The following is a 25286-nucleotide window of genomic DNA, read 5'->3' on the forward strand; positions in this document are numbered from 1 at the left end:
TATACAATTGACAACGTATCAAGTGCACGTATATCCGTTTTAAAGGCATTTGCAGGACGATCCCATTTATGAGCCGCGCAAGGTCTGCCGCGCCATCGAGTCTGGATCCGATCTCCGGATTGCCGGGCCGCGAACGATTCGTCCAACTGCTGGCTGCCATGCCGCAACCCGCACGCCAGGACGCGATCGGCGCCCTGCTGCTGATCAGCTTCGACCATTTTGCCGAGGCGACCAACACGCTCGGGCCGCTCGCCGCGCGCGAGGTCATCGTCGAATGTGCATCGCGGCTTGAAGCGCTGAGCGTGCCGCCCGCGGATGGCATCGCACCCATCGTCGGGCGCGTCGGCCATGAGACCTTTGCCGTTGCCTGCGCAGATTTCGTCTCGGCACAGGATGTGCACGATCTCGCGCGACGGATTTCTGCTGCGCTCACGCGGCCTTACATCACGCATGGTTATGAGCTGGTCTGCTCGTGCAGCATCGGCATGACGCTTTTCGAGGGCATGCCCTCGGATGCAGCGCGGCTGATCGAACAGGCCGACCGGGCACTGTACGGTGTTCAGCACGGTGCCGAACGAAGCCCAGCGCTTTACGCCCCGGCGGCCATGCCTCCACGCAGTGGCGTTCACGTCGCCGAGGACGATGGATACGACCCCGTCACCGAGCACCCGCGCCTGGCCGCCCAACTACGCCACGCGCTGGCCCGCCGCCAATTCAGCCTGAACCTGCAGCCGCAACTGAGCCTGACCGACGGACGGATCGTCGGCTACGAATTTTTGCTGCGCTGGATTTCACCGGAGCTGGGAGGCGTGGCACCGGCCGATTTTCTGCCGATCCTGGAGCAGACGGGCGACATTCGCGAAGTGGGCCACTGGGTGCTCGACAACGCCGCCCAGATGCTGGCCGGGCTGCTGCGCGAAGAATCTCAGCGCGCAGGACGCAACAACCGGCATCAGCCAGGCGTGCATGCTGCCGTCAACTTGTCGGTTGCGCAGTTGCTCGATCCGCAGTTGAGCGACGTCGTGCGCGACATTGCCGCGCGCCATGCGGTGCCCACCACGCGCCTCGTTTTCGAGATCTCAGAACACACGCTGCAGCGTGCCAACGGCTCGGCGCAGAAAGCCGTGGAAGCCCTGCACGCCTGTGGCGCACGCGTAGCAATAGAAGACTTTGGCGCCACTGCACACAGCCTCGATTGCCTGGCAACGTTCCGCCCCGATCAAGTCAAGCTCGATCAGGCCGTCGTCAACGCAGTGACCAACGCAAGCGATCACGCGGTGCTGCAACGCCTGGTGACTGCGGCGCATGGTGCGGGCGTGCCCGTCACCGCCACGCGCGTGGAAACCGCCGTGCAGCTCCATGCATTGCGTGCCTGCCGATGCGACGTGATCCAGGGCTACCTGCTCTCGCAACCCTTCCCTGCCCGCTGGATCGACGACACGCAAGACGTGATTGCCGAGCGCGCACGCGATCTGATGCCGTAAAAGAAAATGCCCTCCAGCCCGCCAGGCGGAAGGGCGTTGGTGCTTGCGCGCGTGCTGCTCATGCGTGCTCGACACGGAAGACCGACACCGCGCTGCGCAACGCCTCGGCCTGCTCTTCCAGCGATTCCGCCGCAGCCGCAGCCTGTTCGACCAGCGCCGCATTCTGTTGCGTCACCTGATCCATCTGCGTAACGGCTTGGTTGACCTGTTCGATGCCGCTGCTCTGCTCTTCCGACGCAGCGCTGATCTCGCCCATGATGTCGGTCACGCGGCGCACCGCCACCACCACCTCGTCGATCACCGTGCCAGCTTCGGCCACCAGGGTCGTACCGTTTTGCACGCGGCCCACCGAATCGCCGATCAGTTCCTTGATTTCCTTGGCCGCCGTGGCGCTGCGCTGCGCAAGGCTGCGCACCTCTCCGGCAACGACGGCAAAGCCGCGGCCCTGCTCTCCAGCGCGTGCGGCTTCCACCGCGGCATTCAACGCCAGGATGTTCGTCTGGAACGCAATGCCTTCGATCACGCCGATGATGTCGGCAATCTTTCGGCTGCTTTCATTGATGCCGGCCATCGTGTTCACCACGCGGCCCACGACTTCCCCACCCTTGACCGCGATATCCGACGCATTGACGGCCAGCGTGCTCGCTTGACGCGCGTTATCGGCATTCTGCTTCACGATGCTCGTCAGCTCTTCCATGCTCGACGCGGTTTCTTCCAACGACGATGCCTGCTGCTCCGTGCGCTGCGAAAGGTCGGCATTGCCGGCAGCAATCTGCTTGGTAGCGCTGGCGATCGAATCCGAGCCCGTGCGCACCTGCCCGATGATCTGCTGCAGACTGGTCTGCATGGACGACACCGCATGCATCAGGCGTGCGGTTTCATCGCGGCGGCCCGCGGCGGTCTGGCCTTCCATACGCGTGGCAAGGTCGCCCGATGCCATGCGCTCGAACACCTGAATGGCGCGCTCCAGCGGACGCACCACCGTACGGCCGAGCACGCCGCGCGCTACCACCGACAGCACCAGCGCGGCGGCCAGCAAGCCACCCGAGATCCAGATGCTCATCGCGTAGCGCGACTGGGAATGGTCAAAGCGTTGCTGGCCGTACTTGAAACGCGCCCCGACCAGGGGCCCGAGCGCCGAGTCGTAATCCACAAACAGCTTGGGCACCAGGTTCGTGTTCAGTTCGCGATACGTGGTGAGGTCACTGCGTTCCAGTGCGGCAATGGCCGGCTCCAGCGCCGTTTTGACGAACTTGGTGCGTGCCGCGTCGGCGGCTTGCAACTGGGCGCGGTCGGCTTCCGGAATCGGCAGCTTCATGAACTGGGCCCAGGCATCGTTGGCCGAGTTGACCATGCCATGCGCATCGGACAGTAGCTTCTTCAGTTCTTCAGGCGACGAAACCGAATCGAAATTGGTCAGGTGAATGCGCGCCCACAGCAGGTTGATGGTGTCTTTGGCCAGCAGATCCAGGCCCTTGGCATCTTCCAGATACACCGCACGCAAATCGTCATTGGTCGCCCGGCCGGTGGTGATACCCGCGAAGCCCACCACGGCAATCATCACCGCAAATACCGCGACCAGGAACGTCAGCCGCGTGCGAATGCTCGTATCCATCCACTTCCACATGTGTTTTTCCCCTGCATGGTTGAGCCGTGTGGCGCCGAGATCCTCTTCCCGCGCCCCTCTTCAGGCACCCTGTTCACTCCCCAAAGGTGCTAACGGCAGGGCACGGTGGAAATAGAGGGCGTGACCGCGAATGTCCGGGATACGCTGCAAGTGATATGCAAGAAGGTAAAAAAGATGCGGCTGACGCACCCCACGTGCGCGGGGTCGCACTAAAATGCGGGTTGCGCCACCGCTCGGGTGGCAATCACGCGAACATCGTGCGGGATACCGCACGGCTCACAAGGGGATCGAGATGAAGAAACTGATCGCACTGCTGGCCCTGGGCTGCGCCGTCCTGGCGGGCTGTAACACGATGGCAGGCATGGGCAAGGACATCCAGACGGGTGGCCAGAAGCTGGAAAACGCTGCGGACAACACCAAGCAGAAGATGTAATGCAGCGACGGCTGGGCGAGCGCCTGGCCTGAGTCAAGAAACGCCGCAATTCGCGGCGTTTTTCTTTTGGAACCGCTACAGCAGTTCTTCCGGGGTAAACGGCGCCAGCATCTGAATCCACGTCCGGCGACCCAGGCCCACTTCCGGTTCGTGATCGACAACGACCTCCTTGCCGTTCTCATGCGTGGTCCAGCGCAGGTGGCCATTTTCCTTGGTCACCAGGTAGGCGCTGTCGCGCACCGAGTCGTCAAACAGCTTGGCCACCGCCTCTGAAAGCACCGGGCTGCGGATGATCAACCCTGTCTCCGTATTCAACCCGATGGAACGCGGGTCGATGTTCATTGAGCCGACAAACAGCGTGCTGCGGTCCACCACGATCGATTTCACATGCAGGCTTGCCTGTGACGAACGGAACGTGCCGATCACCTTAGGGCGATCCCCCAGCGTCGGACGCAGTTCGTACAGCTCAACGCCGTCATCGATCAACTGGCTCCGATATCTGGCATAGCCCACATGCACGATGGGTGCGTCGGTCGCTGCCAGCGAGTTGGTCAGCACCCGCAGGCGCACGCCACGATCCTGCAGGCGCTTGGCCACCTCGATACCGCGCTTGCCCGGCACGAAGTACGGCGAGATCAGCACGACCTCCCGCTTGGCCTCGTCAATCAGACGCAGAAGCGTCTGGGCGAGGCGCTCGCCGCCGGGTTCCACCTCATCACCCGACACCTTGGCTGGACGGTCGACGATCACCTGCGCGGGCGCCCATTCCAGGCGCAGGCGGCCCCGGGCAATCTGGTCGGCCAGAAACCAGTCGCGCGGCGCGGGCTTCAGCGGCAAGGGCTGCTCTGGCGCCGGGCTGGCGAGATCGGTCTGGTTGCGACGCTGCTCGAGCTGCGAGATGGTCTGCTCGGACGCCGGCTTGGCGGAACCGGAGCCCATGTTGATCGGCCGGGTCGGCACATCGATATGCTGCGGTGGCCCTGCCGGCCGATCTGGCATCGTCACCGGCGGCGGATAGCTGCCCTCCTTCGGCTCGGGCGGATGTGCCGTGCTCGGCTCGGGCGCCAGCGCCTGCACCGGATAGGCAAATTCGCTATTCCAGTACGCATCGAACGCTGACGATAGCTGACGCACCGCCGGCCCCGCGGCCAGCACGTCCAGATCGACGAAGTTGGTGGTCTGGTTCTGCGTGAAATACTCGGCGCCCAAGTTGCGCCCGCCCGTCACGGCCAACGCGTTGTCGGCAATGAAGGCCTTGTTGTGCATGCGCCGATTGACGCGGCGGAACTCAGCCGCGCCGCTCAGGTACCGTGTGACATTCGACATCCGCCCGCCCGGAAACGGGTTGAACAGCCGCACATCGATGTTCTTGTGCGACGAAAATTTCAGAAATGCCAGATCGCGCCCATCGCTGTGCAGATCGTCTACCAGCATGCGCACGCGCACCCCGCGATCCGCAGCGGCCCGCACATGGCGCATTAGTTCGCGCACGCTGTTGTCGCTCGCAATGATGAAGTACTGCAAGTCGAGCGTGCGCTCGGCCCGGTCGGCCAGCGTGAGCAACGTGGCGTAGGCTTCTTCGCCCGACGGGATCAGCCGAAAGCCGGACACCTCGGGCGCCGGCGCATTCGTCTGCGCCAAGCGCCCCAGCGAGGTGGCCGACTCGGCATTGGGCAGCGCCGTCGTCACGGGTCGATCGACGTGCTCGGGCAGGCTTGCGCAGCCTGTCACCAGCGCGATGGCCAGACAGGCGAACCAGGCGCGCAGATACGCGATCGGGAAGTTCCTCGGGTGCCCTTGCATATTCGATGTCGTCTTGGGTACGGCGGGTCGAAAGGACGTCGACTTCACACCAGCACGCGTCGTGCCTGAACGGCCGCCACGGCCAGACTACGCGAGATATCAGCCGGGGCAGTATCCGTGTTTGTCCGACGCCACGTGGGGCGTGTCAAAATGGCCAACGGTGTGCTGTTTTCCCCGCCGCTTTCCATGCTGACCAACACCACGGCATTTGCCACCTTCCTCTTTCTTGTGCACTGCGTGGGCGTCCTCGCCGCCATGCATGCTGTGCTGACCGTGCGCACGTCGCAGGGCGCCATCGCGTGGGCCATCTCACTGGTGACGCTGCCGGAGTTCACGCTGATCCCCTATCTGATCTTCGGGCGAAGCACCTTTGCCGGTTACGTGGATGCGCGGCGCTTTCACAACGCCCGCCTGCGCGAAATCACCCTGTCTGACGACTGGCGCCGACTGCGCGACCATGAATCCAGCGTGGTCGCACCGCAGCACACCTGCATGCAGGCCTTGCCGCGCCTGACCGGCACGCCGTGCCTGGCTCGAAACCGCGTGCGGCTGCTCGTCAACGGCGCGGAAACCTTCGATGCCATCTTTGCGGCGATTGCGCAGGCGCGGCGCGTGCTCATCGTGCAGTTCTTCATCGTGCATGACGACACGCTCGGCCGCCGCCTGGCCGAACTGCTGCTCGACCGCGCGCGGGCCGGGGTGCACGTGTACTTTCTCTTCGACAGCATCGGCTGCCACGCGCTGCCCCGCCACTATGTGCATCGGCTCGTCGAAGGCGGCGTGCACGCCAAACCGTTCTCCACGCACGCCGGGTTCGTCAACCGCTTCCAGCTCAACTTTCGCAACCACCGCAAGCTCGTCGTGGTGGACGGCGAGCGCGCTTACGTTGGCGGCCACAACGTCGGCAACGAATACATGGGCGAAAAGCCGCCGCTTGCCCCGTGGCGCGACACGCATATCGAGATCGTCGGTGCCGCAGTGATGGACTTGCAGTTGACCTTTGCCGAAGACTGGTACTGGGCCGCGCACGAAGTGCCGCAGCTGATCGTTCCGGAACTGCGGCCCGAAGAAGACATGGTCTGCCAGGTGGTCGCCAGCGGCCCGGCCGACAAGCAGGAAACCTGCTCGCTGTTTTTCATGGAAGCCATCCAATCAGCACGCAAGCGGCTGTGGATCACGTCGCCGTACTTCATTCCAGACGAAGCTGTGTTTGCCGCGCTGCGTCTGGCCGTGCTGCGCGGGGTGGACGTGCGCATCCTGATCCCTTCGCGGCCGGATCATCACATGGTGTTCCTGGCGTCCACGCTGTATGCATATCAGGCGATCCGCGCCGGCGTGAAGATCTACCGCTACCTGCCCGGCTTCCTGCACCAGAAGGTCGTGCTGATCGACGATGAGGCCGCCGCCGTGGGTAGCGCCAACCTCGACAACCGTTCGTTCCGCCTGAACTTCGAGCTGATGATCATGACCGCCGACTCACGCTTCGCCAACGACGTCGCGCAGATGCTCGAAGCCGATTTTGCCGAAGCTGCCCGCGTCGGCCGTGACGAATACGAACACGCACACCCGCTGCGCCGCGTGATCATGCACGTCGCCAAGCTGTTCGCCCCCATCTTGTAATCACGCTCCAAATTCCGAGTTCGCCCGCAAGAAGCGGAGCGCATCGAGGCATCGCCGTCCCTACCCTGAAGCGAACATTTTCAGGAGTGTGCGATGTCCGATTCCCATGATCTTGCTGCCGACCGCCTGCCGCCGGGTTTCAATCGGCTGGCGGGTTCGAACCTGGCTGCGCAGTCAGCCGAGCAGATTGCACTGGCCGCCATGCCAATGGTTGCGGTGCTCACGCTGCATGCCGACGCCAGCACGGCGAGCTGGCTGCAAGTGGCGCTCACGCTGCCGTTCGTGCTGTTTGCCATTCCCATTGGCATGCTGGCGGACCGTTGGCCCAAGCGTGCATTGATGGCCGGCGCAGAGGCGGTGCGCGCGCTGGCGTTGTGTGTTGTGGCGGGCCTGCTGGTGGCCGGGCGGTTGAACCTGGCTGCGCTGGGCGGGCTGGGCTTCATTGCCGTGTGCGGCACGGTGGTGTTCAGCGTGGCGGCGCCTGCGCTGGTGCCCTCGCTCGTGCCGGCAGCAATGCTTGCACGCGCGAACGGCCGAATCGAACTGGCGCGCACCATTGCATTTGCGTGCGGCCCGGCCATCGGCGGTGCGTTGATCGGCTGGACCGGCTCGATGGCGGCGTTCACGCTGGCTGCAGCGTTGTCCGCCATGGCTGCGGCACTGCTGGCCGGCGTGACCGCTCCGGAGCCCGTGGCGCGGCATGCGGCGCACCCGCTGCGGGACATTGCCGAGGGCGCGCGCTTCGTGTTTCACCATCCGCTGCTGCGGCCGGTGTTCATCACGCAGTGCGTTTTCACCATGGCGTTCTTCATGGTGTTGGCCATCTTCGTTCCGTATGCGGCGCATCGGTTGAACCTCTCTGCACAAGCGATTGGGCTGACGCTCGGCATGTACGGCGCGGGCATGGTGATCGGCGCGCTGCTGGCCGCCCGCATTCTGGCGCGCTGGCGCTTCGGCCATGTGGTGGCGACTGGCCCCGTGTGTGGACTGGCGGGCGGTGTGCTGCTTGCGGCCACGCTCTGGCAGCCGTGGCCGGCACTGGCACAAGCGGGCTTCTTTCTGCTGGGTTGTGGGCCGATTCTGTGGGTGGTCAGCACCACCACGTTGCGGCAGACGGTGACGCCGCCCGCCCTGCTCGCGCGCGTATCCGCAGTGAATGTGATGTCGTATGGCGCCCGGCCGATCGGCGCGGCAATGGCCGCGTGGCTCGCTGCACACGCCGGTGTGGGGGCGTGCTTGCTGATGGCGGTAGCAGGTTTTGCGCTGCAGTTGCTGTGCATCCTGCAATCGCCTGCGGTGCGGCTGGCGCGTCAACCGCGTGCGGACGATACGTCGGCCGGGCTCGAACCTGCCTGAGCCGCGTCGGCACCGCGGTCGCCGCGCTGCCGATCGCGCCACGCGCGCGGCGTCATGCCAAAGTGGGCGATGAACCAGCGCGTGAACGACGCCTGCCGCGTGTAGCCGAGCAACGCGGCCACCCGCCCGATCCGGTAGCTCGGGTTCGCCATGTAGCGAACGGCGAGGTTGTGCCGGACCTCCTCCACCAGGTCAGAAAACGTCATGCCCGCCGCTTCCAACTGACGTTGCAAGGTCCGCACACTCAGGTGGAGGTGATCAGCCACCTGCTCGACCGAGGCACGCTCCAGCGGCAGCAGCAGGTAGATCGCGCGACGCACGTCCTGCACCACCGCCTCCTGCGCCGACACATTGAGCGGCTCGGCGAGGCTTTCCGCATAACGCACGAGGGCCGGGTCAGCGGCAGGGTTGGGCGTCTCCAGATCGGCCGCCGCACAGACGATGCCGTTAAAGTCGCTGCCGAACACGATAGGGCAACCGAACACGCGCCGATGCAGGCTGACGTCGTTGGGGGCGGCATGTGAGAAGTGGATGCTGCGCGGCTTCCAGTGAACCCCCAGCAGCGCGCTGCACGTCCGAGCCAGCACGCCGACGGCCAGCTCGTTGGCCTGCCGCAGCGGCACCGGCGTCTCGGTGATGACCTCTTCGCGAATGACCACCATGTCGCCATCGGATTCCAGGTAGATCGCCAGCGCCTCGTTCAGCAGGTGGCGGTACTGGATGATGGCCTGCAGTGCCTCGCGCAGCGTGCGCTTGTGGGCCAGCAACAAGCCGAGCACACCGAAATCCAGCTCCTGACGCGCCTCGGCCATCTGCAGCCCCAGCGTCGGACATGGGGCACTGGCGGCGGTGATTTCCATCAACTGGCACGTCGCCACGACCGACACGAGCTGCTCTGGATCGGTCAGTCTGGCCGGGTCCAACCCCACCTGCCGCAGGGCTTCCTGCGGGTTGAAACCGAGCCGGCGCACGACCTGGAAATAACCGTTGAGCGAGCGGGCACGCACCATCGTTTCCATAGGTTTCAGTGAGCTTCGAGCCGTCTTGGTGTTTACGCGGAATGGCGTGTGAAGAGAAAAACTTGGCGCCAATTGAGAAATTCAAAGCTACCGCTTCCCTATAGTGAAGTCCAGCCGAGACATCCCCTACAGGAGCCCCCAACATGCAATTCCTCGATGATTCGCTGCACCCGGAAAACCAGGACAAGGTCGTCATTACCGTTGCGCCGTACGGCCCGGAATGGATGCCGGAAGATTTTCCCGAAGACATTCCGGTCACGATGGAAGAACAGGTGCAAAAGGCCGTCGATTGCTACAACGCCGGCGCTACCGTGCTGCACCTGCACGTGCGTGAACTGGACGGCAAGGGCTCCAAGCGGCTCTCGAAATTCAACGAACTGATTGCCGGCGTGCGTGCGGCGGTGCCCGACATGATCATCCAGGTGGGCGGCTCGATCTCGTTTGCGCCGGAAGACGAAGGGCAAGCCGCCAAGTGGCTGTCGGACGACACGCGCCACATGCTGGCCGACCTGACCCCGGCGCCCGACCAGGTGACCGTGGCGGTCAACACCACGCAGATGAACATCATGGAGTTGCTGTATCCGGCATATCTGGAGGGCACATCGCTGGCCAATCCAGCGCTGGCTGCAGCCTATGCAGAAATGACCGTGCCCGCCGGCCCCGCCTGGCTAGAAGAACACCTGCGCCGTCTGCAGGCCTCCGGCGTGCAGCCGCACTTCCAATTGACCGGCATCCACGCGCTGGAAACGCTGGAGCGCGTCGTCCGCAAGGGCGTCTACAAGGGCCCGCTCAACCTGACGTGGATCGGCATTGGCGGCGGCTTCGACGGCCCCAATCCGTTCAACTTCTTCAACTTCATCCACCGTGCGCCGGATGGTTGCACGCTGACGGCCGAGTCGCTGCTCAAGAACGTGCTGCCGTTCAACATGATGGCCATGGCGATGGGCCTGCACCCGCGCTGCGGCATTGAAGACACGATCATCGATCAGCACGGCAATCGCATGACGTCCGTACAGCAGATCGAGCAGTGCGTACGCGTGGCGCATGAACTGGGCCGTGAGATTGCCAGCGGCAAGGAAGCCCGCGCCATCTACCGCATCGGCGTGCAATATGACAGCGTGGAAGAAACGCTGGCGAAGAACGGCATGTCGCCCAACCGTGCCCCGAACGTGAAGAACCTGCCGCTGCGCGCGGCCTAAACTAAAAACCGCAGTATCACCGGGCCAACACAGGCGGCGCTCAACGCAAGCGCCGCCACTCGGAGACAACCATGAATCTGCATGCCGCCGACCCGCGCGCAGACCACCACGACGGCTACCTCGTCAGCCGACCCCAGGCGTGGTTTGCGTTTGCAATGACCTTTGCACTGATGCTGTTCGATTACATCGACCGGCAAGTCATCGTGTCGCTGTTTCCGCATCTGAAGACCGCCTGGGCGCTGTCCGACAAGCAACTTGGCGCGCTCGTCTCGGTCATCTCGATCGTGGTGGCGGTGGGTGGCCTGCCGGTGGCGCTGTTGGCCGACCGCTACAGCCGCGTCAAGAGCATCGTCGTGATGGCCACCGTATGGAGTCTGGCAACGATCTCCTGCATGTTCACGCGCAATTACGGACAACTCTTCACCGCGCGCGCCATCGTGGGCGTGGGTGAGACCGGCTACGGCTCGGTGGGCGCGGCACTGATTGCCAGCCTGTTCCCCAAGCGCCTGCGCGCCACGTTGATGGGCGCCTTCTTTGCCGCGGCATCTGTCGGTTCGGTATTGGGTGTGTTGCTCGGTGGCGTAATTGCAGCGCGCTGGGGCTGGCAGGCGGCGTTCGGCGTGGTGGGCGTACCGGGTCTGGTGCTGGCGCTGCTCTATGTATTCGTGCCGGACTACAAGACGGTGGCGATGGCGGCTGGCGGCCCGCAAGTGCGGCAGCCCGCAGGCACGCTCCTGCAAAGCGTTGCGGGCGCGCTCACCAGCTCGCGCACGCTGTGGTGGACGTGCCTGGGCGCAGCCTTCCAGTTGATCGTCGTGTCGACCATCTGGGCGTGGCTGCCGAGCTACCTGAATCGCTATCACGGGACACCGCCGGACCGTGCTGCCATGCAAGCCGCACTGGTGGTGCTGTGCGGTGCGCTGGGCGCCTTCGTGTGGGGTGTGGTGGCCGATGTGGTTGCAGCGCGCCGCCAGCGCAACCGGCTGATTGCCGTGGCTGTGCTGGCCGTGGTCACGCTGCTCGTATTCATGGCGGCGTTCGGCATGAGCATGCCGGCCAACCAGCAGTTCCTCATGATCGCCTTCGGCGGCTTCTTGATGACGTGCACGGTGGCGCCGGCTTCAAGCGTGGTGTTCGACGTAGTGCACCCTGGCGTGCGCTCAACAGGCGCTGCGGTGCTCTCGCTGTTCCAGAACTTGTTCGGCTTGGCCATCGGGCCGTTTGTGGGCGGCGCCATGTCCGACGCATGGGGTCTGCAAACCGCTCTGGCAGTGATGCCGATCTTCGGCGTGGTTGCAGCGGGCTGCTTCTTGCTCGCCGCACGTAGCTACGAAGCTGAACTCAAGCGCGTGGCCAACGTGTCGATCGATGCAGCGCCCACCGCCGCGCCGGCCGCCGTGGCTTCCGCATGACGCCCTTGCTCCGCTAACCGCGCGCCGCCTTCAAGGCACCCATCCCCTCTCCGCTTTGACAGCGTCTCGCCAGGCGAGCTGCGCTGGCGGCGCGCACCCCAAACATCAGAAAAGAACCCAGGAGATACCCATGGCAACCGCAGTCCGCTTTCATGAAACCGGCGGCCCCGAGGTCTTGCGCTGCGAGACCGTCGAAGTGGGCCAACCCGGCCCCGGCCAGGTCCGTCTGCGCCACGAAGCCGTCGGCCTGAACTTTGCCGACACCTACTTCCGCTCGGGGCTGTATCCCGTACCCCGCCCCGCCGGCATGGGCGTGGAAGCGGCAGGCATCGTTGAAGCCGTGGGCGATGGCGTGAGCAACGTCGCCGTGGGCGATCGCGTGACCTATACGGGCTTCATCAACACGCTGGGCGCGTACAGCACCGAACGCCTCATTCCGGCTGCACCACTGATCAAGCTGCCCGCTGCCATCGCCTGCGAAACCGCCGCCGCCATGACCATGCGCGGCCTGACGTCGGCCTACCTGCTGCGCCGCATCTACCCGTTTGCGCAGGGGAATACGATCCTGCTGCATGCGGCCGCCGGCGGCGTGGGGCTGATCGTCTCGCAGTGGGCCAAGCTGCTTGGGCTGACGGTGATCGGCACGGTATCGAGCGAAGCCAAGGCCGACATCGCCCGCGCGCACGGCTGCGACCACGTCATCAACTACGCGCACGAAGACGTTGCAAAGCGGGTGCGCGAACTGACCGACTGCGTGGGCGTGAACGTGGTGTTCGACAGCGTGGGCAAGGCCACCTTCGATGCCTCGCTCGATTCGCTCAAGCGACGCGGCCTGATGGTATGCGTGGGCACGGCATCGGGCCCGATCCCGCCGTTCAACCCACAACTGCTGGCGATGAAGGGATCGCTTTACCTCACGCGCCCGGCCCTGGCCGATTACATCGCCGACCCGGCGGAGAAAGCCGAGCTTGCCGGCGAGTTGTTCGATCACGTGGCCGCCGGTCGCATCAAGATCGAAATCCACCAGCGCTACGCATTGGAAGACGCCGTGCAGGCACACCGCGATCTGGAATCGCGCAAGACGACGGGTTCGTCCGTCTTCGTCATCTGAGGGCCGCCATGCGTATCGAACAACTGACCAACGCCCTGGGTGCCGAGCTGACCGGCGTGCAACTGAGTGACGCGATCGAAGACGAAGGCCTGTTCGGCGAAATCCGCACCGCGCTGCTCAAGCACCGCGTGATCTTCCTGCGCGATCAGGACTTGAGCCGCCCGCAGCATGTGGCGTTTGCCCGCCGCTTTGGCGATCTGGAAGACCACCCCGTGGCCGGTAGCGACCCCGAGCACCCCGGCCTCGTGCGCATCTACAAGACGCCCGACCACCCGAACGACCGCTACGAGAACTGCTGGCACGCCGACACCACGTGGCGCGAAGCGCCGCAGTTTGGCGCCGTGCTGCGCTGCGTGGAATGCCCGCCCGTTGGCGGCGACACCATGTGGGCCAACATGGTGCTGGCCTACGAGAAGCTGCCGGACGACGTCAAGCGCGACATTGCGGGCCTGCGTGCCCGCCACAGCATCGAGGCCAGCTTTGGTGCCGTCATGCCGATCGACAAGCGTCTCGCACTCAAGGCGCAGTACCCCGATCCGGAACACCCCGTGGTGCGCACCCACCCCGAGACCGACGAGAAGGTGCTGTACGTCAACGGTTTCACGACCCACTTCACGAACTACCACACCCCTGCGCGCGTGCGCTACGGGCAGGACGCCACGACAGGTGCATCGGAGCTACTGCGCTACCTGATCAGCCAGGCCTACATTCCCGAATACCAGGTGCGCTGGCGCTGGAAGCCGAACAGCGTGGCCATCTGGGACAACACCGCCACGCAGCACTACGCGGTCATGGATTACGCGCCGTGCCATCGGAAGATGGAACGCGCCGGCATCATCGGCGGCAAGCCATTCTAACGATCGTCGGGACACATCGGACCCGTCGGCGATAACACCAAGAGGAGACCCTGCAACATGAAGACGAAGCACATCGCCCCCGCTGCACTGCTGGCCTGCGCCGGCGCGGCCTGCGCGCAATCCGGCGTCACGCTGTATGGCGTGGTGGATACCAACATCGAATATGCGACGAACCTGCCGGGCGCCACACCGGGCAGCTCGGGCAATCGCGTGTCGATGCAAAGCGGCGGCCTGTCAGGCTCGCGCTGGGGCCTGCGCGGCGTGGAAGACCTTGGCGGCGGCCTGAGCGCCCTGTTCGTGCTCGAAAGCGGCTTTGCAAGCGACACGGGCCAATCGCAACAAGGCGGCCGGCTGTTCGGGCGCCAGGCCTACGTTGGGCTCAAGAGCAGCACGATCGGGCAGTTCACTTTCGGCCGCCAGTACACGACGCTCTTCCAGTTGCTGGCCAACTGCGAGCCGATGGCGTATTCCACGCAGTACGAACCGGCCGCCGTGCAGACCGGCGTGAATTTCCGGTCCGACAACACCGCCATGTACACGGGCAACTTCGGCCCGGTGACTGCGCAGGCGCATTGGTCGTTCGGCACCGGTGCCCCGAGCGCCAACCCGACCGGCGGCGGCAACGGCGAGGTGCCCGGCCAGGCGCGGCGCGACAACGGCTACGGCGCGGGGGTGGCGTACTCGGCCGGCCCGCTTGGCGCCACGCTGGCGTATGACCAATACAACCCGAGCACACCGCTGGGCGGCGGTGCGTTCAGTTCCGGCACGGTGCGCAAGGCGGCGCTGGCGGGCAGCTACCTCGTTGGTGACGTGCTCAAGATCATGGGCGGCTACCGCTGGGGCCAGAACAAAAACGCCAACGGCAGCGTGGCGCTGCGCGACGACTATTTCTGGGCTGGTGCCAACTATCAGGCGACGAACGCGCTGATGCTCTCGCTCGAATACTCGTACCAGAAGATCAAGACCATCAACAGCGCCCCGTCAACGCAGGCCAACCCGTGGCAGGTCGCGTTCATTGCCGACTACACCCTTTCCAAGCGCACCGATCTGTACCTGACCACGGCCTATGCGCGCAACGCGGGCCTCGCGCTGGACCAGGCCACGGTGGATCTCAACGCCACGGGCTATAGCCTCGCCGCAGGCAAGACCAGCATGCTCGGCGCGGCCGTCGGCATCCGTCACAAGTTCTGAGCGGCCGGCATCCAAAAGCACCACGGGAGGCGGACTCCGCCGTCTCCCCGGTCGGCATTCGAGGAGGGCGACCTCCTCGTTTTTTCTTCATGGCGTTTCATCATGACGTTGTCCAACCCTTCTCCCACCATCCTCATGGTGCCCGGCCTGCGCGACCACGTGGCCGAACACTGGCAGACGCTGCTCGAGGCCGAACTCCGGACGGCAGGCCACAAGGCCGTGTCGGTCCCGCCGCTGGAGGTCGACAAGTTGAGCTGCGCGGCACGGGTCGCAGCGTTGGACAAGGCCATCAGTGCCATCGCGGGTCCGGTGATCCTGGTGGCGCATAGCGCAGGCGTGATGATCACCGTGCACTGGGCTCGGCTGCACACGCGCAAGATCCACGGCGCCCTGCTGGCCACCCCGGCCGATCTCGACACGCAGTTGCCGTCGGGCTACCCCACGCACGACGTGCTGCAAGAAAACGGCTGGCTGCCCTGCCCGCGGCATCCGCTACCGTTTCCAAGCATCGTCGCCGCGAGCCGGAACGACCCGCTGGCCTCGTTCGAACGCGTGGCCAGCATGGCCGCCGACTGGGGCAGCCGACTGGTCGATCTCGGGGATGTCGGACACCTCAATCCGGCATCGGGCTTCGGCCCCTGGCCGGGGGCGCAGGCACTCATCGCTGCCCTGCGCTGATTCGGGAGGCCAGCATGTCGCACGCCGTGTCGATCCCCTTGGCGGAACTGCCGCAGGGTCAACGCAAGCTCATATGGATTGCGGACCGGTGCATCGCGCTGTTCAACATCGACGGCGCGGTCTACGCCATCGACAATGCGTGCCCGCATCAAGGGGCGGCGTTGGCCAACGGGCCACTGGAGGGCACGTGGCTGCGGTGCCCCGCGCATGGCCTGCGCTTCGATCTGGCGGCACCGGCCGCGGGCCTGTGCCTGACGCATGTGCCGATCAGCATCGCCGATGACACGCTGACCGTCACGCTCGGCGGCCCGCAAGACGGTGCGTAGCTCCACGGGCCCATCACACCATGCGGCGGATGCCGAACCGCTGCGCACGGCGTCGCCACACGAGCGCGTAATACAGCCCTTGCATCACGAACATGGCGAGGAAGGCAGCCGGGTACGCAGCCCAGATGCCGTCGGTGCCGATATGCCGGCTCAGCACCCAGGCCACTGGCACTTCCACCGCCGCAATGGCGAGGATGGAAATCGCCGTGGGCGCCATCACCGTACCGCTTGAGCGCATCACGCCCGAGAAGACGCTCGCCATGCCAAAGATGACCGAGCTCCACAGCGAGATATGCAGCAGGCTCTGGGCAAGGCTCATCACCTCCGTGTTGGTGGTGAACCAGCCGATGACAGCGCGCGAGAACAGCAAGGCCATCACCACCAGCACGCCGGTAATGGCCACGTTGAGCCACAGCCCGGTGCGCGTGATGGCGTCAAGCCGCTCCGTATTGCCCGAGCCAATGGCTTGCGCGCCGAGGATGGATGCCGTGATCGCAATCGACATGGCGGGAAACTGCACGTAGCTGATGATCTGCGTGCCGGCGCCGTACGCGGCCGTTGCGTCGGAGCCGAAGCCGTTGACGAAGGACAGCAGCGCCAGCTCGGCAATCGAAATGACCACAAGCTGCACGCCCGTCGGCACGCCGATCCGCAGCACGGTTTTGAGCACACCCAGATCGACCCACAGATGCCGCGCCAGCACAGCATCGGGCGCGAGCGGATGGTTGCGGCGGCGCAGGAAGAACGCGAGCCACACCAGCGCGATCGTGAACGAGATGATGGTCGCCGCGGCGCCGCTTGCCACGCCCAGCTGCGGCAAGCCGAACCAGCCGCGAATGAAGGTCGGCGTCAGCACCAGCCCGATCGCCGTCGACAGCGCGAGCGTGCGCAGCGGCGTGCGTGTGTCACCCACGCCGCGCATCATCGCCGTGGCCAGCAGGTAGACGAACAGGCCCGGCATGGCATAGAGCATGACGCTGGCGTAGAGCGTGGCGTCTTGCAGGATGTCGGCCGGCGTGCCGAGCCACCCCAGCAGCGCGTTGGCGAAGGGGCCGCCCAGCAGTGCCACCGCCAGCCCGACGATGAAGCCCACCGACAACGTTGTGCCGGCCACGGTCTTGACCGCCTCGGGCTTCTTGGCGCCCCACGCCTGCCCGATCAGCACCGCCGCACCGGACCCGAGCCCGATGATGAAAGCGATGAAGAAGAACAGGATCGGGAAGAACGCCGACACCGCGGCGAGTGCCTTCACGCCCAGCATGTGCCCCACATAGACGTTGTTGAGCGTGCCCGACAACGATTGCAGGATGTTGGCCAGGATCAGCGGGCCGAGGAATGCGATGAATGTTCGCCACAACGGGCGCGCAGCAGGCGCTGTCATGCAGCCTCCTGTTGAGGATTGAAGGCCCGGCTCGCCAGTTCGCGTGCAAAGTCGCGCACGTCGGCGGGCCAGGAGTGTGTGAGGGATTCGAACGCCGCGGCATCTGCGGCAAACAGGGCGCGCGTGGCCTCTTCAAAGCCCGCGGCGTTGCCGGCCATCGCCGACATGAAACGGTACGCCGCCTCTTGCGCAGTCCGGCGGCGGTCGGCGCCTTCGGCAGCGCGGCGCGCATCTTCCACGAGTTTGCGCAGCGTAACCGATGCCCCGCCCGGCTGCGCGGCCAGCCAGTCCCAGTGGCGCGGCAGCAAGGTGACCTCGCGCGCAATCACGCCCAGCTTGGGACGGCCAGGACCACGCGGGCGACTATCGGACTCGGCCGGTTGCGTGGCAGACGGTGCGGTTGGATCGAGGCGCGCAAGCACGTCTTCCACCGTGCCGCGCAAGTCGAATTCCACGGGCTGCGCGGTGGTGCGGTCGAACACCAGCACCTGCGATTCGGGGTGTGCATCGACGTGGATCTTGACGGCCCGGGCGACGTCGCGGACGGGCCCGGCGGCCAGGCGCTGCGTGCCGGCAAACGCCGTGCACGCGTAGGTTGCTGCGGCATCCATGAGAAACGCTCCTGCTGAAGTTTCAACAGGAACGCATTCTACCCGGGTTTAATTGGGTGTCAATATTACCCGGGCAGAAAATAGCGCTCACGCATAAAGAGACGCAAGTATCACGCCGCCTGCTGCACGCGCGCCTCCACCAGCAACCGCTTCAGCTCCGGCACACACGAGCCGCAATTGCCGCCCGCCTTCAGGCAGGCCGTGATCTCGCCGGTGGATTGCAGGCCCTGCGTGCGGATGGCATCGCAGATGGTGTTGCGGCCCACGCCAAAGCATGAGCAGACGGTGGGACCGACGTCGACGCCCGCTTCGATCGGCTGGCCGAGCAGCACGCCCGCCCGATCGACGTCTTCCAGCCGTTCTTGCGCGAAGAGGCCGGCCAGCCAGTTGCGCGACGGCAGGTCCGGGCGCGGTGAAAGAAACACGCAGGCTTCGATGCGGTCGTCCACGACGTGCACGGCGCGGTAGACGCGCGCGGTGGTGTCTTCGTATTCGAGCCAGTCGGCGTGCGGATCCGTCACGCCGAGCAGCGCACGCGCCCAATCGTGTACGGCACCCAGTTGCTGGCGACCGGCCAGCTCATAGCGCACGAACTGCTTGCCCTGGATGCGCGTCCACCACGTTGCATCGTCGGTGTCGAGCGCGCGGCGCGAGAGCACGAAACCGTGCCACGCCACATCGAACGGCTCGACCATCACCGGCGTGTGCTTGAACTCGGGCTCGCCGGACACCGGGTCGACCACCGGATTGACGACCGCACCCACACGCGCATCGGAAGCAAACTGGCCGTTCCAGTGGATCGGCACGAACACGCTGCCGCGCGCGATGCCGCCCGTCATGCGCACACGCGCCACCACGCTGCCCCAGCGCGAGGACACGCGCGCCAGGCCGCCCTCGCGCACGCCGGCCAGCAGCGCATCGTGCGGGTGCAGATCGACGAACGGTTCGGGCACGTGATCCGCCAGCTTGGGCGCGCGGCCGGTGCGCGTCATGGTGTGCCATTGGTCGCGCACGCGGCCCGTGTTGAGGATGAGCGGATATTCGCTGTCGGCCGCATGCGCCGGTGCGCGGGCCGGCGTCGGCACGAAGCGCGCGCGGCCATCGGCGTGGGCGAAGCGGCCATCGCTGAAGAGGCGCGCTTCGCCGTTGCCCGACGCTGTGATGGGCCATTGCACCGGCAACATGCCGTCGTATGCATCGGCATCAAGCCCCGCCAGGCCGCCGAGATGGAAGGCGCGGCGAATGCCGCTCGCGCCGTTGGCGTAGGCGGACAGACGCGCGTGTTCGTCGAACACATCGCGCACGCGCTTGAAGTCGAAGCCGTCGTAGCCCATGCGGCGCGCGACGTCGGCGATGATGTCCCAGTCGGCGCGTGCCTCGCCGGGTGCGGGCAGAAAGGCGCGCTGGCGCGAGATGCGGCGCTCGGAGTTCGTCACCGTGCCGTCTTTTTCGCCCCAGCCGAGCGCCGGCAGCAGGATGTCGGCCAGCACGGTCGTGTCGGTGGCTTCAACGATGTCGGAAGCGACGACGAGCTCGCACTTGGCCAGCGCACGGCGCGCCTGGTCAGCATCGGGCAGGCTGACCACGGGGTTGGTGCCCATGATCCACACGGCCTTGATGCGCCCGTCTTCAATGGCGTTGAACAGATCGACCGCCTTGAGGCCCACCTTGTCGGCCATGCGTGGTGCGCCCCAGAACGTCTGCACGAGGTCGCGATGCGAAGGCTCGTTCAGTTCCATGTGCGCGGCCAACATGTTGGCCAGACCGCCCACTTCGCGTCCGCCCATCGCATTCGGCTGGCCGGTAATCGAAAACGGCCCCATGCCCGCACGGCCGATGCGACCCGTGAGCAGGTGGCAATTGATGATGCTGTTGACCTTGTCCGTGCCCGCTGTCGACTGGTTGACGCCCATCGAAAACGCGGTGATGGTGCGTTCGGTCTCGGCAAACCAGTTGTAGAACATCAGCAGATCGTCGAGCTTGAGCTTGCAGGCCTTGGCAACAGCTTCGATGTCGTGGCTCTCGGTGCCGGCGGCTTCCAGGGCGGCGTCCGGGCCGTTGGTGTGCAGCGTGACGAAGTTGCGGTCAACCACACCGCGCCGCGAGAGGAACGACAGCAGGCCATTGAACAGCCACACATCGGTGCCGGGTTTGATGGGCAGATGCAGATCGGCTAGCTCGCACGTGGCCGTGTGGCGCGGGTCAACCACCACCACCTTCATCTCAGGCCGCGCTTCCTTTGCGCGCACGATGCGCTGGAACAGGATCGGGTGACACCACGCCGTGTTGGAGCCCACCAGGACGACGAGGTCTGCCGTTTCCAGATCGTCGTAGCAGACGGGCACGAGGTCTTCGCCAAACGCGCGCTTGTGCCCGGCCACGGCCGACGACATGCACAGCCGCGAGTTGGTATCGATGTTGGCCGTGCCGATGAAGCCCTTCATCAGCTTGTTGGCGACGTAGTAATCCTCGGTCAGCAACTGACCGGAGACGTAGAGCGCCACGGAATCCGGGCCGTGCTCTTCAGCAATGCGGCGAAAACCTTGCGCCACGGCATCGAGCGCGGTGTCCCACGAGACGCGCTGCAATGGCGCCGGCTTGGTGAGCTGCGCGGCGTCCACATCATGCGAGCGATGGCGCATGGCCGGGTGGAGCAGCCGGCCGTCCAGGCTGACGGTCTCGCCCAGCGCCGAGCCCTTCACGCACAGGCGCCCTGCGTTGGCGGGATGCGTCGGATCGCCTTGAATGCTGACACTGCCATCCGCCTGCGGGGTCGCGAGCACACCGCAGCCGACACCGCAGTACGGGCAGGTGGTGCGCACCGTGTTGGCTGCGGTATCGACTGCCGGGTGGATGGGGATGGTCGTCATCGTCATGAGATGGCCTTGGGTGTCAGGCAGATCAGTGATCAGGCGGCTTCTGCTTCGCACAGCGCACGGCCAAACAACAGGCGCTGGCGAATCGGTGTGATCGGGGTCTGGCGCTGGATCATGTCGAAGTACCACGGGCCGTCGGCCACATCGCCGTACAGCACCGCGCCGACAATGCGGTCCTCTTTCAGTACGAGGCGCTTGTAGACGCCGCGGCGCGGGTCGCGCAGCACGATGTCTTCGGTGCCATCGCCGCCTATGAAATCGCCAGCGGAATACAAGTCCACGCCCGTGACCTTCAGCTTGGTCGCCGTGGCCTGCTGGATATAGCGGCGGTGTCCGGCGCCAGCCAGGTGCGCGGCACACACGCGGGCCTGATCCCAGATTGGCGCAACGAGACCGAACGTTGCGCTGCGGTGTTGCACGCATTCGCCCACGGCGTAGATGCGCGGGTCGTAGGTTTGCAGCGTATCGTCGACGATGATGGCGCGTTCGCAATGCAGGCCGGCGGCCTTGGCAAGCTCGATATTCGGGCGGACGCCGGCAGTCATGACGACGAGGTCGGCGGGGATCTCAGTGCCGTCCTTGAAGCGGACGGCGGTCACGCGGTCGGTGCCAAGCAGCTCCGCCGTATGCGCGCCCAGCAGGAAGCGCAGGCCCTTGGCCTCCAGCGCCTTCTGCAACAGCTTGGCGGCCGGCTTGTCGAGCTGGCGCTCCATCAGGCTGTCGGGCAGGTGCACCACGGTCACGTCCATGCCCTGGCGCATCAGGCCGTTGGCGGCTTCCAGCCCAAGCAGGCCACCGCCGATGACGACCGCGTGCCGGTGGTTGCGGGCCGCCTCCAGCATTGTCTCCACGTCCTGAATGTCGCGGAAGGCGATCACGCCCGGCAGCAGGTGCCCCGGCACCGGCAGGATGAACGGCCGCGAGCCGGTGGCGATCAGCAGGCGGTCGTAGCGCACCTCCACGCCATCGCGCGAGCGCAGTGTGCGGCGCGGGCGATCGATAGCAACCACCGGATCGCCCGCATGCAGCGTGATGTGGTTCTGGTCGTACCACTCGCGCGTGTTGAGCATGATGTCGTCAACCTGCTTCTCACCCGCCAGCACAGGCGAGAGCAGGATGCGGTTGTAGTTGCCGTGCGGCTCTTCGCCGAACACGGTCACGTCGTACAGGTCCGGCGCCAGCTTGAGCAACTCTTCGACCGTGCGCATGCCGGCCATGCCGTTGCCGATGACGACCAGCTTGGGACGTACGGTCTTGGCGTTCATGCTGCCCTCTTCTGAAGGTTGTCGGTCATTTGATTCACTCAGTGCCGGCGGCCATCGGCATGCGCCGCCGTGTGTCTGCCCACTGCGCAGGGCAGCCGCTTACGGCTCATGCCGCTACCCAGACCTTGCCGTCTTCCACCTTGGTCGCGTACGCGTGCACGGAGTTGGCCGGCGCTTCCAGGCACTCGCCCGTGGTCAGATCGAAATGCTGCTTGTAGATAGGCGACGCGACGACAATGCGCTCGCCCAGGTTGCCGACCAGTCCGCGCGAGAGCACGGCGGCGTCGGAGTTCGGGTCGTAGTTGCCGATGGCGTACACGCTTTGTGGTGTGTTGCCGCCCACGCGGAACACGGCAACCTGGTCGCCTTCCACCAGCGCGCAGACGCCGGTGTTGGGAACGATGTCGTCCAGGGCACAGATCGGGGTCCAACGGGATGCTTGCATGACGTCCTCCTCTTCCTCTATCAAGCTCAAGCGGCTTCAGCAACAACGGGAATGCGCACGGGCCGCGTCTTGGCACGCTCCTCGACCGTCGCCGGGCGGATCTGGCCACGCTCCTCGACGAAGACGACATTCGCATCCTTCGCTTCGCTGTTGACGAAGTGACGGAAGCGCTTGCGTACCTCGGGGTTGGTCACGGCCGTCTTCCACTCGTCTTGATAGGTGTCGACCACGTGCTGCATGTCGGCTTCGAGTTCCGCCACGATGCCCAGCTTGTCGTTGATGACCACGTCTTTCAAATAGTCGAGACCGCCTTCGAGGTTGTCGCGCCACGTGCTCGTGCGTTGCAGGCGATCGGCCGTGCGCACGTAGAACATCAGGAAGCGGTCGACATACTTGATGAGCGTTTCCTGGTCCAGGTCTGCCGCCAGCAGTTCGGCATGACGGGGTTTCATGCCGCCGTTGCCGCACACATACAGGTTCCAGCCTTTTTCGGTAGCGATGATGCCGACGTCTTTGCCTTGCGCTTCGGCACATTCGCGCGTGCAGCCCGACACGCCAAACTTGATCTTGTGCGGCGAGCGCAGGCCCTTGTAGCGGTTCTCCAGCGCAATCGCAAAACCGACCGAATCACCCACGCCATAGCGGCACCACGTCGATCCCACGCACGATTTCACCGTACGCAGCGATTTGCCATACGCGTGACCCGACTCGAAGCCGGCCGCAATCAGCTCTTCCCAGATCAGCGGCAACTGCTCCAGACGCGCACCGAACAGGTCGACACGCTGGCCGCCCGTGATCTTGGTGTACAGGCCGTATTTCTTGGCGACCTGCCCCACGGCGATCAGGCCGTCTGCCGTCACCTCGCCGCCGGGCATGCGCGGCACCACGGAGTAAGTCCCATCCTTCTGGATGTTGGCGAGGAAGTAGTCGTTGGAATCCTGCAGGCCGGCGTGCTCTTTCTTGAGCACGAAGTCGTTCCAGCACGAAGCGAGGATGCTCGCGACGGCCGGCTTGCAGATGTCGCACCCCATGCCGCTGCCATGCGCCTCCAGCAATGCTTCGAACGACTGGATGCGGCCCACGCGCACCAGGTGATACAGCTCCTGGCGCGAATACGGAAAGTGCTCGCAGATGTGATTGTTGACGGCCAGGCCTTGCTTCTTCATCTCGGCCTTCATCACCTGCGTCATGAGCGGCACGCAGCCGCCGCACGAGGTGCCGGCCTTGGTCGCATCCTTGAGCGCGCCCACGGTGGTAGCGCCGGCACACACGGCCTGGCACAGCGCGCCCTTCGACACATCGTTGCACGAGCAGATCTGCGCGCTATCGGGCAGCGCATCCACGCCCAGTGCGGGGCGTGCATTGCCATCGGCCTGCGGCAGGATCAGGAATTCCGGCGCCTCAGGCAGCTCGATACGGTTGAGCATCATCTGCAGCAGCGTGCCGTATTCGGCCGCATCACCCACCAGCACGCCGCCCAGCAGGTACTTGCCGTCTTCCGACACCACCAGCTTCTTGTAGATCTGCTTGCGCTCGTCGGTGAACTGCACGCTGCGGCTGCCCGGCGTCACGCCCTGCGCATCGCCCAGGCTGGCGACATCCACGCCCATCAGCTTGAGCTTGGTGCTCATGTCAGCGCCGCTGAACTCTGCCGCATCGTCGGCCGCCAGGATCTGCTTGGCGGTGATGCGCGCCATCTCGTAACCGGGCGCGACCAGGCCGTAGACCTTGCCACCCCACAGCGCGCATTCGCCAATCGCGTACACGTCGGGCGCGGAGGTACGGCACTCGGAGTCGATCACGATGCCGCCGCGTTCGCCCACCTCCAGACCGCAGGCGCGCGCCAGCTCATCGCGCGGACGGATGCCGGCCGAGAAGACGACCATGTCGGCTTCCAGGTGCGTGCCGTCGGCAAAGTTCAGGCGATGCGTCGCCGTTTCGCCGTCGACGATCTCCGAGGTGTTCTTCTGCGTGTGAACGGTCACGCCAAGATCTTCGATCTTCCGGCGCAGCATGCGGCCGCCGCCGTCGTCCACCTGCATGGCCATCAGGCGGCCGGCAAACTCCACCACGTGCGTTTGCAGGTTCATGTCACGCAGCGCCTTGGCGCATTCAAGGCCCAGCAGGCCGCCACCAATGACGACGCCCGTCTTGGCGCGCTGGCCACATTCGGCCATCGCTTCGAGGTCTTCGATGGTGCGATAGACAAAGCAGTCTTTGCGGTCTTTGCCCGGCACCGGTGGCACAAACGGCGACGAGCCCGAAGCGATAACGAGCTTGTCATACGGCAGCACCTCGCCGGTGGAGGCCGTGACCGTTTTGGCAGTGGTGTCGATGGCCGTGGCGCGAGCGTTGAGCTTGAGCACCACGTCGTCGCGGTCGAAGAAGCCCGGGGCCACGAGCGACAGATCTTCCGCCGTCTTGCCCGTGAAAAATTCCGACAGGTGCACGCGGTCGTATGCGGGGCGCGGCTCTTCGCACAGCACCGTCACCTCAAGGTGATGGCCCGGTGTGTGCAGCAGGCTTTCCAGAAACTTGTGGCCCACCATTCCGTGGCCAATGACGACGATCTTCATGGTCATGGTGATGTCC

Annotated in this window: 20 protein-coding genes; 11 read left to right on the forward strand and 9 right to left on the reverse strand. The window is 65.2% G+C overall.

The window, feature by feature from the left end; translation table 11 throughout:
- Positions 1-68 precede the first annotated feature (68 nt).
- Positions 69-1484: a bifunctional diguanylate cyclase/phosphodiesterase gene (locus BM136_RS11835; protein WP_092972021.1), complete on the forward strand. Its 1416-nt coding sequence runs from the start codon at positions 69-71 to the stop codon at positions 1482-1484.
- 58 nt (positions 1485-1542) lie between these two features.
- Here the strand turns inward: BM136_RS11835 and BM136_RS11840 are convergent, their stop codons facing one another.
- The gene (locus tag BM136_RS11840) at positions 1543-3111 is read right to left on the reverse strand and encodes a methyl-accepting chemotaxis protein (RefSeq protein WP_092972022.1); all 1569 of its coding nucleotides are present in this window, start codon (positions 3109-3111) and stop codon (positions 1543-1545) included.
- A gap of 292 nt (positions 3112-3403) precedes the next feature.
- On the opposite strand from BM136_RS11840, the gene BM136_RS11845 reads away from it, so the two are divergent.
- Positions 3404-3544, forward strand: coding sequence for an entericidin A/B family lipoprotein (locus tag BM136_RS11845; protein WP_009240575.1), 141 nt, complete (start codon positions 3404-3406; stop codon positions 3542-3544).
- A 75-nt stretch (positions 3545-3619) separates the two neighbouring features.
- Here the strand turns inward: BM136_RS11845 and BM136_RS11850 are convergent, their stop codons facing one another.
- Positions 3620-5347: a phospholipase D family protein gene (locus tag BM136_RS11850; RefSeq protein ID WP_092972023.1), complete on the reverse strand. Its 1728-nt coding sequence runs from the start codon at positions 5345-5347 to the stop codon at positions 3620-3622.
- Between the two features lie 186 nt (positions 5348-5533).
- Between BM136_RS11850 and cls the strand changes: the two genes are divergently transcribed.
- A complete protein-coding gene (cls, locus tag BM136_RS11855) occupies positions 5534-6967 on the forward strand; it encodes a cardiolipin synthase (RefSeq protein WP_092972314.1) in 1434 nt (477 codons plus the stop codon).
- A gap of 93 nt (positions 6968-7060) precedes the next feature.
- On the forward strand, positions 7061-8323 hold the full coding sequence (locus tag BM136_RS11860; protein ID WP_092972024.1) for an MFS transporter: 1263 nt from the start codon (positions 7061-7063) through the stop codon (positions 8321-8323).
- Here the strand turns inward: BM136_RS11860 and BM136_RS11865 are convergent.
- Entirely contained in the window at positions 8278-9342 is a 1065-nt protein-coding gene (locus tag BM136_RS11865; protein ID WP_092972025.1) for an AraC family transcriptional regulator, read from the reverse strand. The genes BM136_RS11860 and BM136_RS11865 overlap by 46 nt on opposite strands.
- Positions 9343-9485: 143 nt before the next feature.
- On the opposite strand from BM136_RS11865, the gene BM136_RS11870 reads away from it, so the two are divergent.
- The 7 genes from BM136_RS11870 to BM136_RS11900 all read left to right on the forward strand — a co-directional run bounded on the left by BM136_RS11870 (position 9486) and on the right by BM136_RS11900 (position 16116).
- Positions 9486-10541 carry a beta-keto acid cleavage family enzyme gene (locus BM136_RS11870; RefSeq protein WP_024978576.1) on the forward strand — a complete coding sequence of 352 codons (1056 nt, stop codon included), beginning with the start codon at positions 9486-9488 and terminating at the stop codon, positions 10539-10541.
- Positions 10542-10612: 71 nt separating this feature from the next.
- On the forward strand, positions 10613-11953 hold the full coding sequence (locus BM136_RS11875) for a spinster family MFS transporter (RefSeq protein WP_092972026.1): 1341 nt from the start codon (positions 10613-10615) through the stop codon (positions 11951-11953).
- Between the two features lie 130 nt (positions 11954-12083).
- Positions 12084-13064, forward strand: coding sequence for a quinone oxidoreductase family protein (locus tag BM136_RS11880; RefSeq protein WP_092972027.1), 981 nt, complete (start codon positions 12084-12086; stop codon positions 13062-13064).
- An 8-nt stretch (positions 13065-13072) separates the two neighbouring features.
- Complete coding sequence (locus BM136_RS11885) at positions 13073-13921, forward strand: TauD/TfdA dioxygenase family protein (protein ID WP_092972028.1); 849 nt, start codon at positions 13073-13075, stop codon at positions 13919-13921.
- 57 nt (positions 13922-13978) lie between these two features.
- On the forward strand, positions 13979-15112 hold the full coding sequence (locus BM136_RS11890) for a porin (RefSeq protein ID WP_092972029.1): 1134 nt from the start codon (positions 13979-13981) through the stop codon (positions 15110-15112).
- 102 nt (positions 15113-15214) lie between these two features.
- Positions 15215-15790, forward strand: a complete 576-nt coding sequence (locus BM136_RS11895) for an RBBP9/YdeN family alpha/beta hydrolase (RefSeq protein ID WP_092972030.1) — start codon at positions 15215-15217, stop codon at positions 15788-15790.
- 14 nt (positions 15791-15804) lie between these two features.
- The gene (locus BM136_RS11900; protein WP_092972031.1) at positions 15805-16116 is read left to right on the forward strand and encodes a Rieske (2Fe-2S) protein; all 312 of its coding nucleotides are present in this window, start codon (positions 15805-15807) and stop codon (positions 16114-16116) included.
- 13 nt (positions 16117-16129) lie between these two features.
- Here the strand turns inward: BM136_RS11900 and BM136_RS11905 are convergent, their stop codons facing one another.
- From BM136_RS11905 to nirB, 6 genes are all read right to left on the reverse strand, one after another.
- The gene (locus tag BM136_RS11905) at positions 16130-17497 is read right to left on the reverse strand and encodes an MATE family efflux transporter (protein ID WP_092972032.1); all 1368 of its coding nucleotides are present in this window, start codon (positions 17495-17497) and stop codon (positions 16130-16132) included.
- On the reverse strand, positions 17494-18108 hold the full coding sequence (locus BM136_RS11910) for a DUF2239 family protein (protein WP_092972033.1): 615 nt from the start codon (positions 18106-18108) through the stop codon (positions 17494-17496). Before BM136_RS11910 ends, BM136_RS11905 begins: the two co-directional genes overlap by 4 nt.
- A 110-nt stretch (positions 18109-18218) precedes the next feature.
- Positions 18219-20984, reverse strand: coding sequence for a nitrate reductase (locus BM136_RS11915; protein ID WP_092972034.1), 2766 nt, complete (start codon positions 20982-20984; stop codon positions 18219-18221).
- A gap of 32 nt (positions 20985-21016) precedes the next feature.
- Positions 21017-22249 (reverse strand): NAD(P)/FAD-dependent oxidoreductase, encoded by a 1233-nt coding sequence (locus BM136_RS11920; protein WP_092972035.1) that lies wholly within the window; start codon positions 22247-22249, stop codon positions 21017-21019.
- Between the two features lie 106 nt (positions 22250-22355).
- Positions 22356-22694, reverse strand: coding sequence for a nitrite reductase small subunit NirD (gene nirD, locus BM136_RS11925; protein ID WP_024978563.1), 339 nt, complete (start codon positions 22692-22694; stop codon positions 22356-22358).
- A gap of 26 nt (positions 22695-22720) precedes the next feature.
- Entirely contained in the window at positions 22721-25276 is a 2556-nt protein-coding gene (gene nirB, locus BM136_RS11930) for a nitrite reductase large subunit NirB (RefSeq protein WP_092972036.1), read from the reverse strand.
- Between the last annotated feature and the right edge of the window lie 10 nt (positions 25277-25286).

The organism is Ralstonia sp. NFACC01 (genome assembly GCF_900115545.1).
Lineage (GTDB): Bacteria > Pseudomonadota > Gammaproteobacteria > Burkholderiales > Burkholderiaceae > Ralstonia > Ralstonia mojiangensis.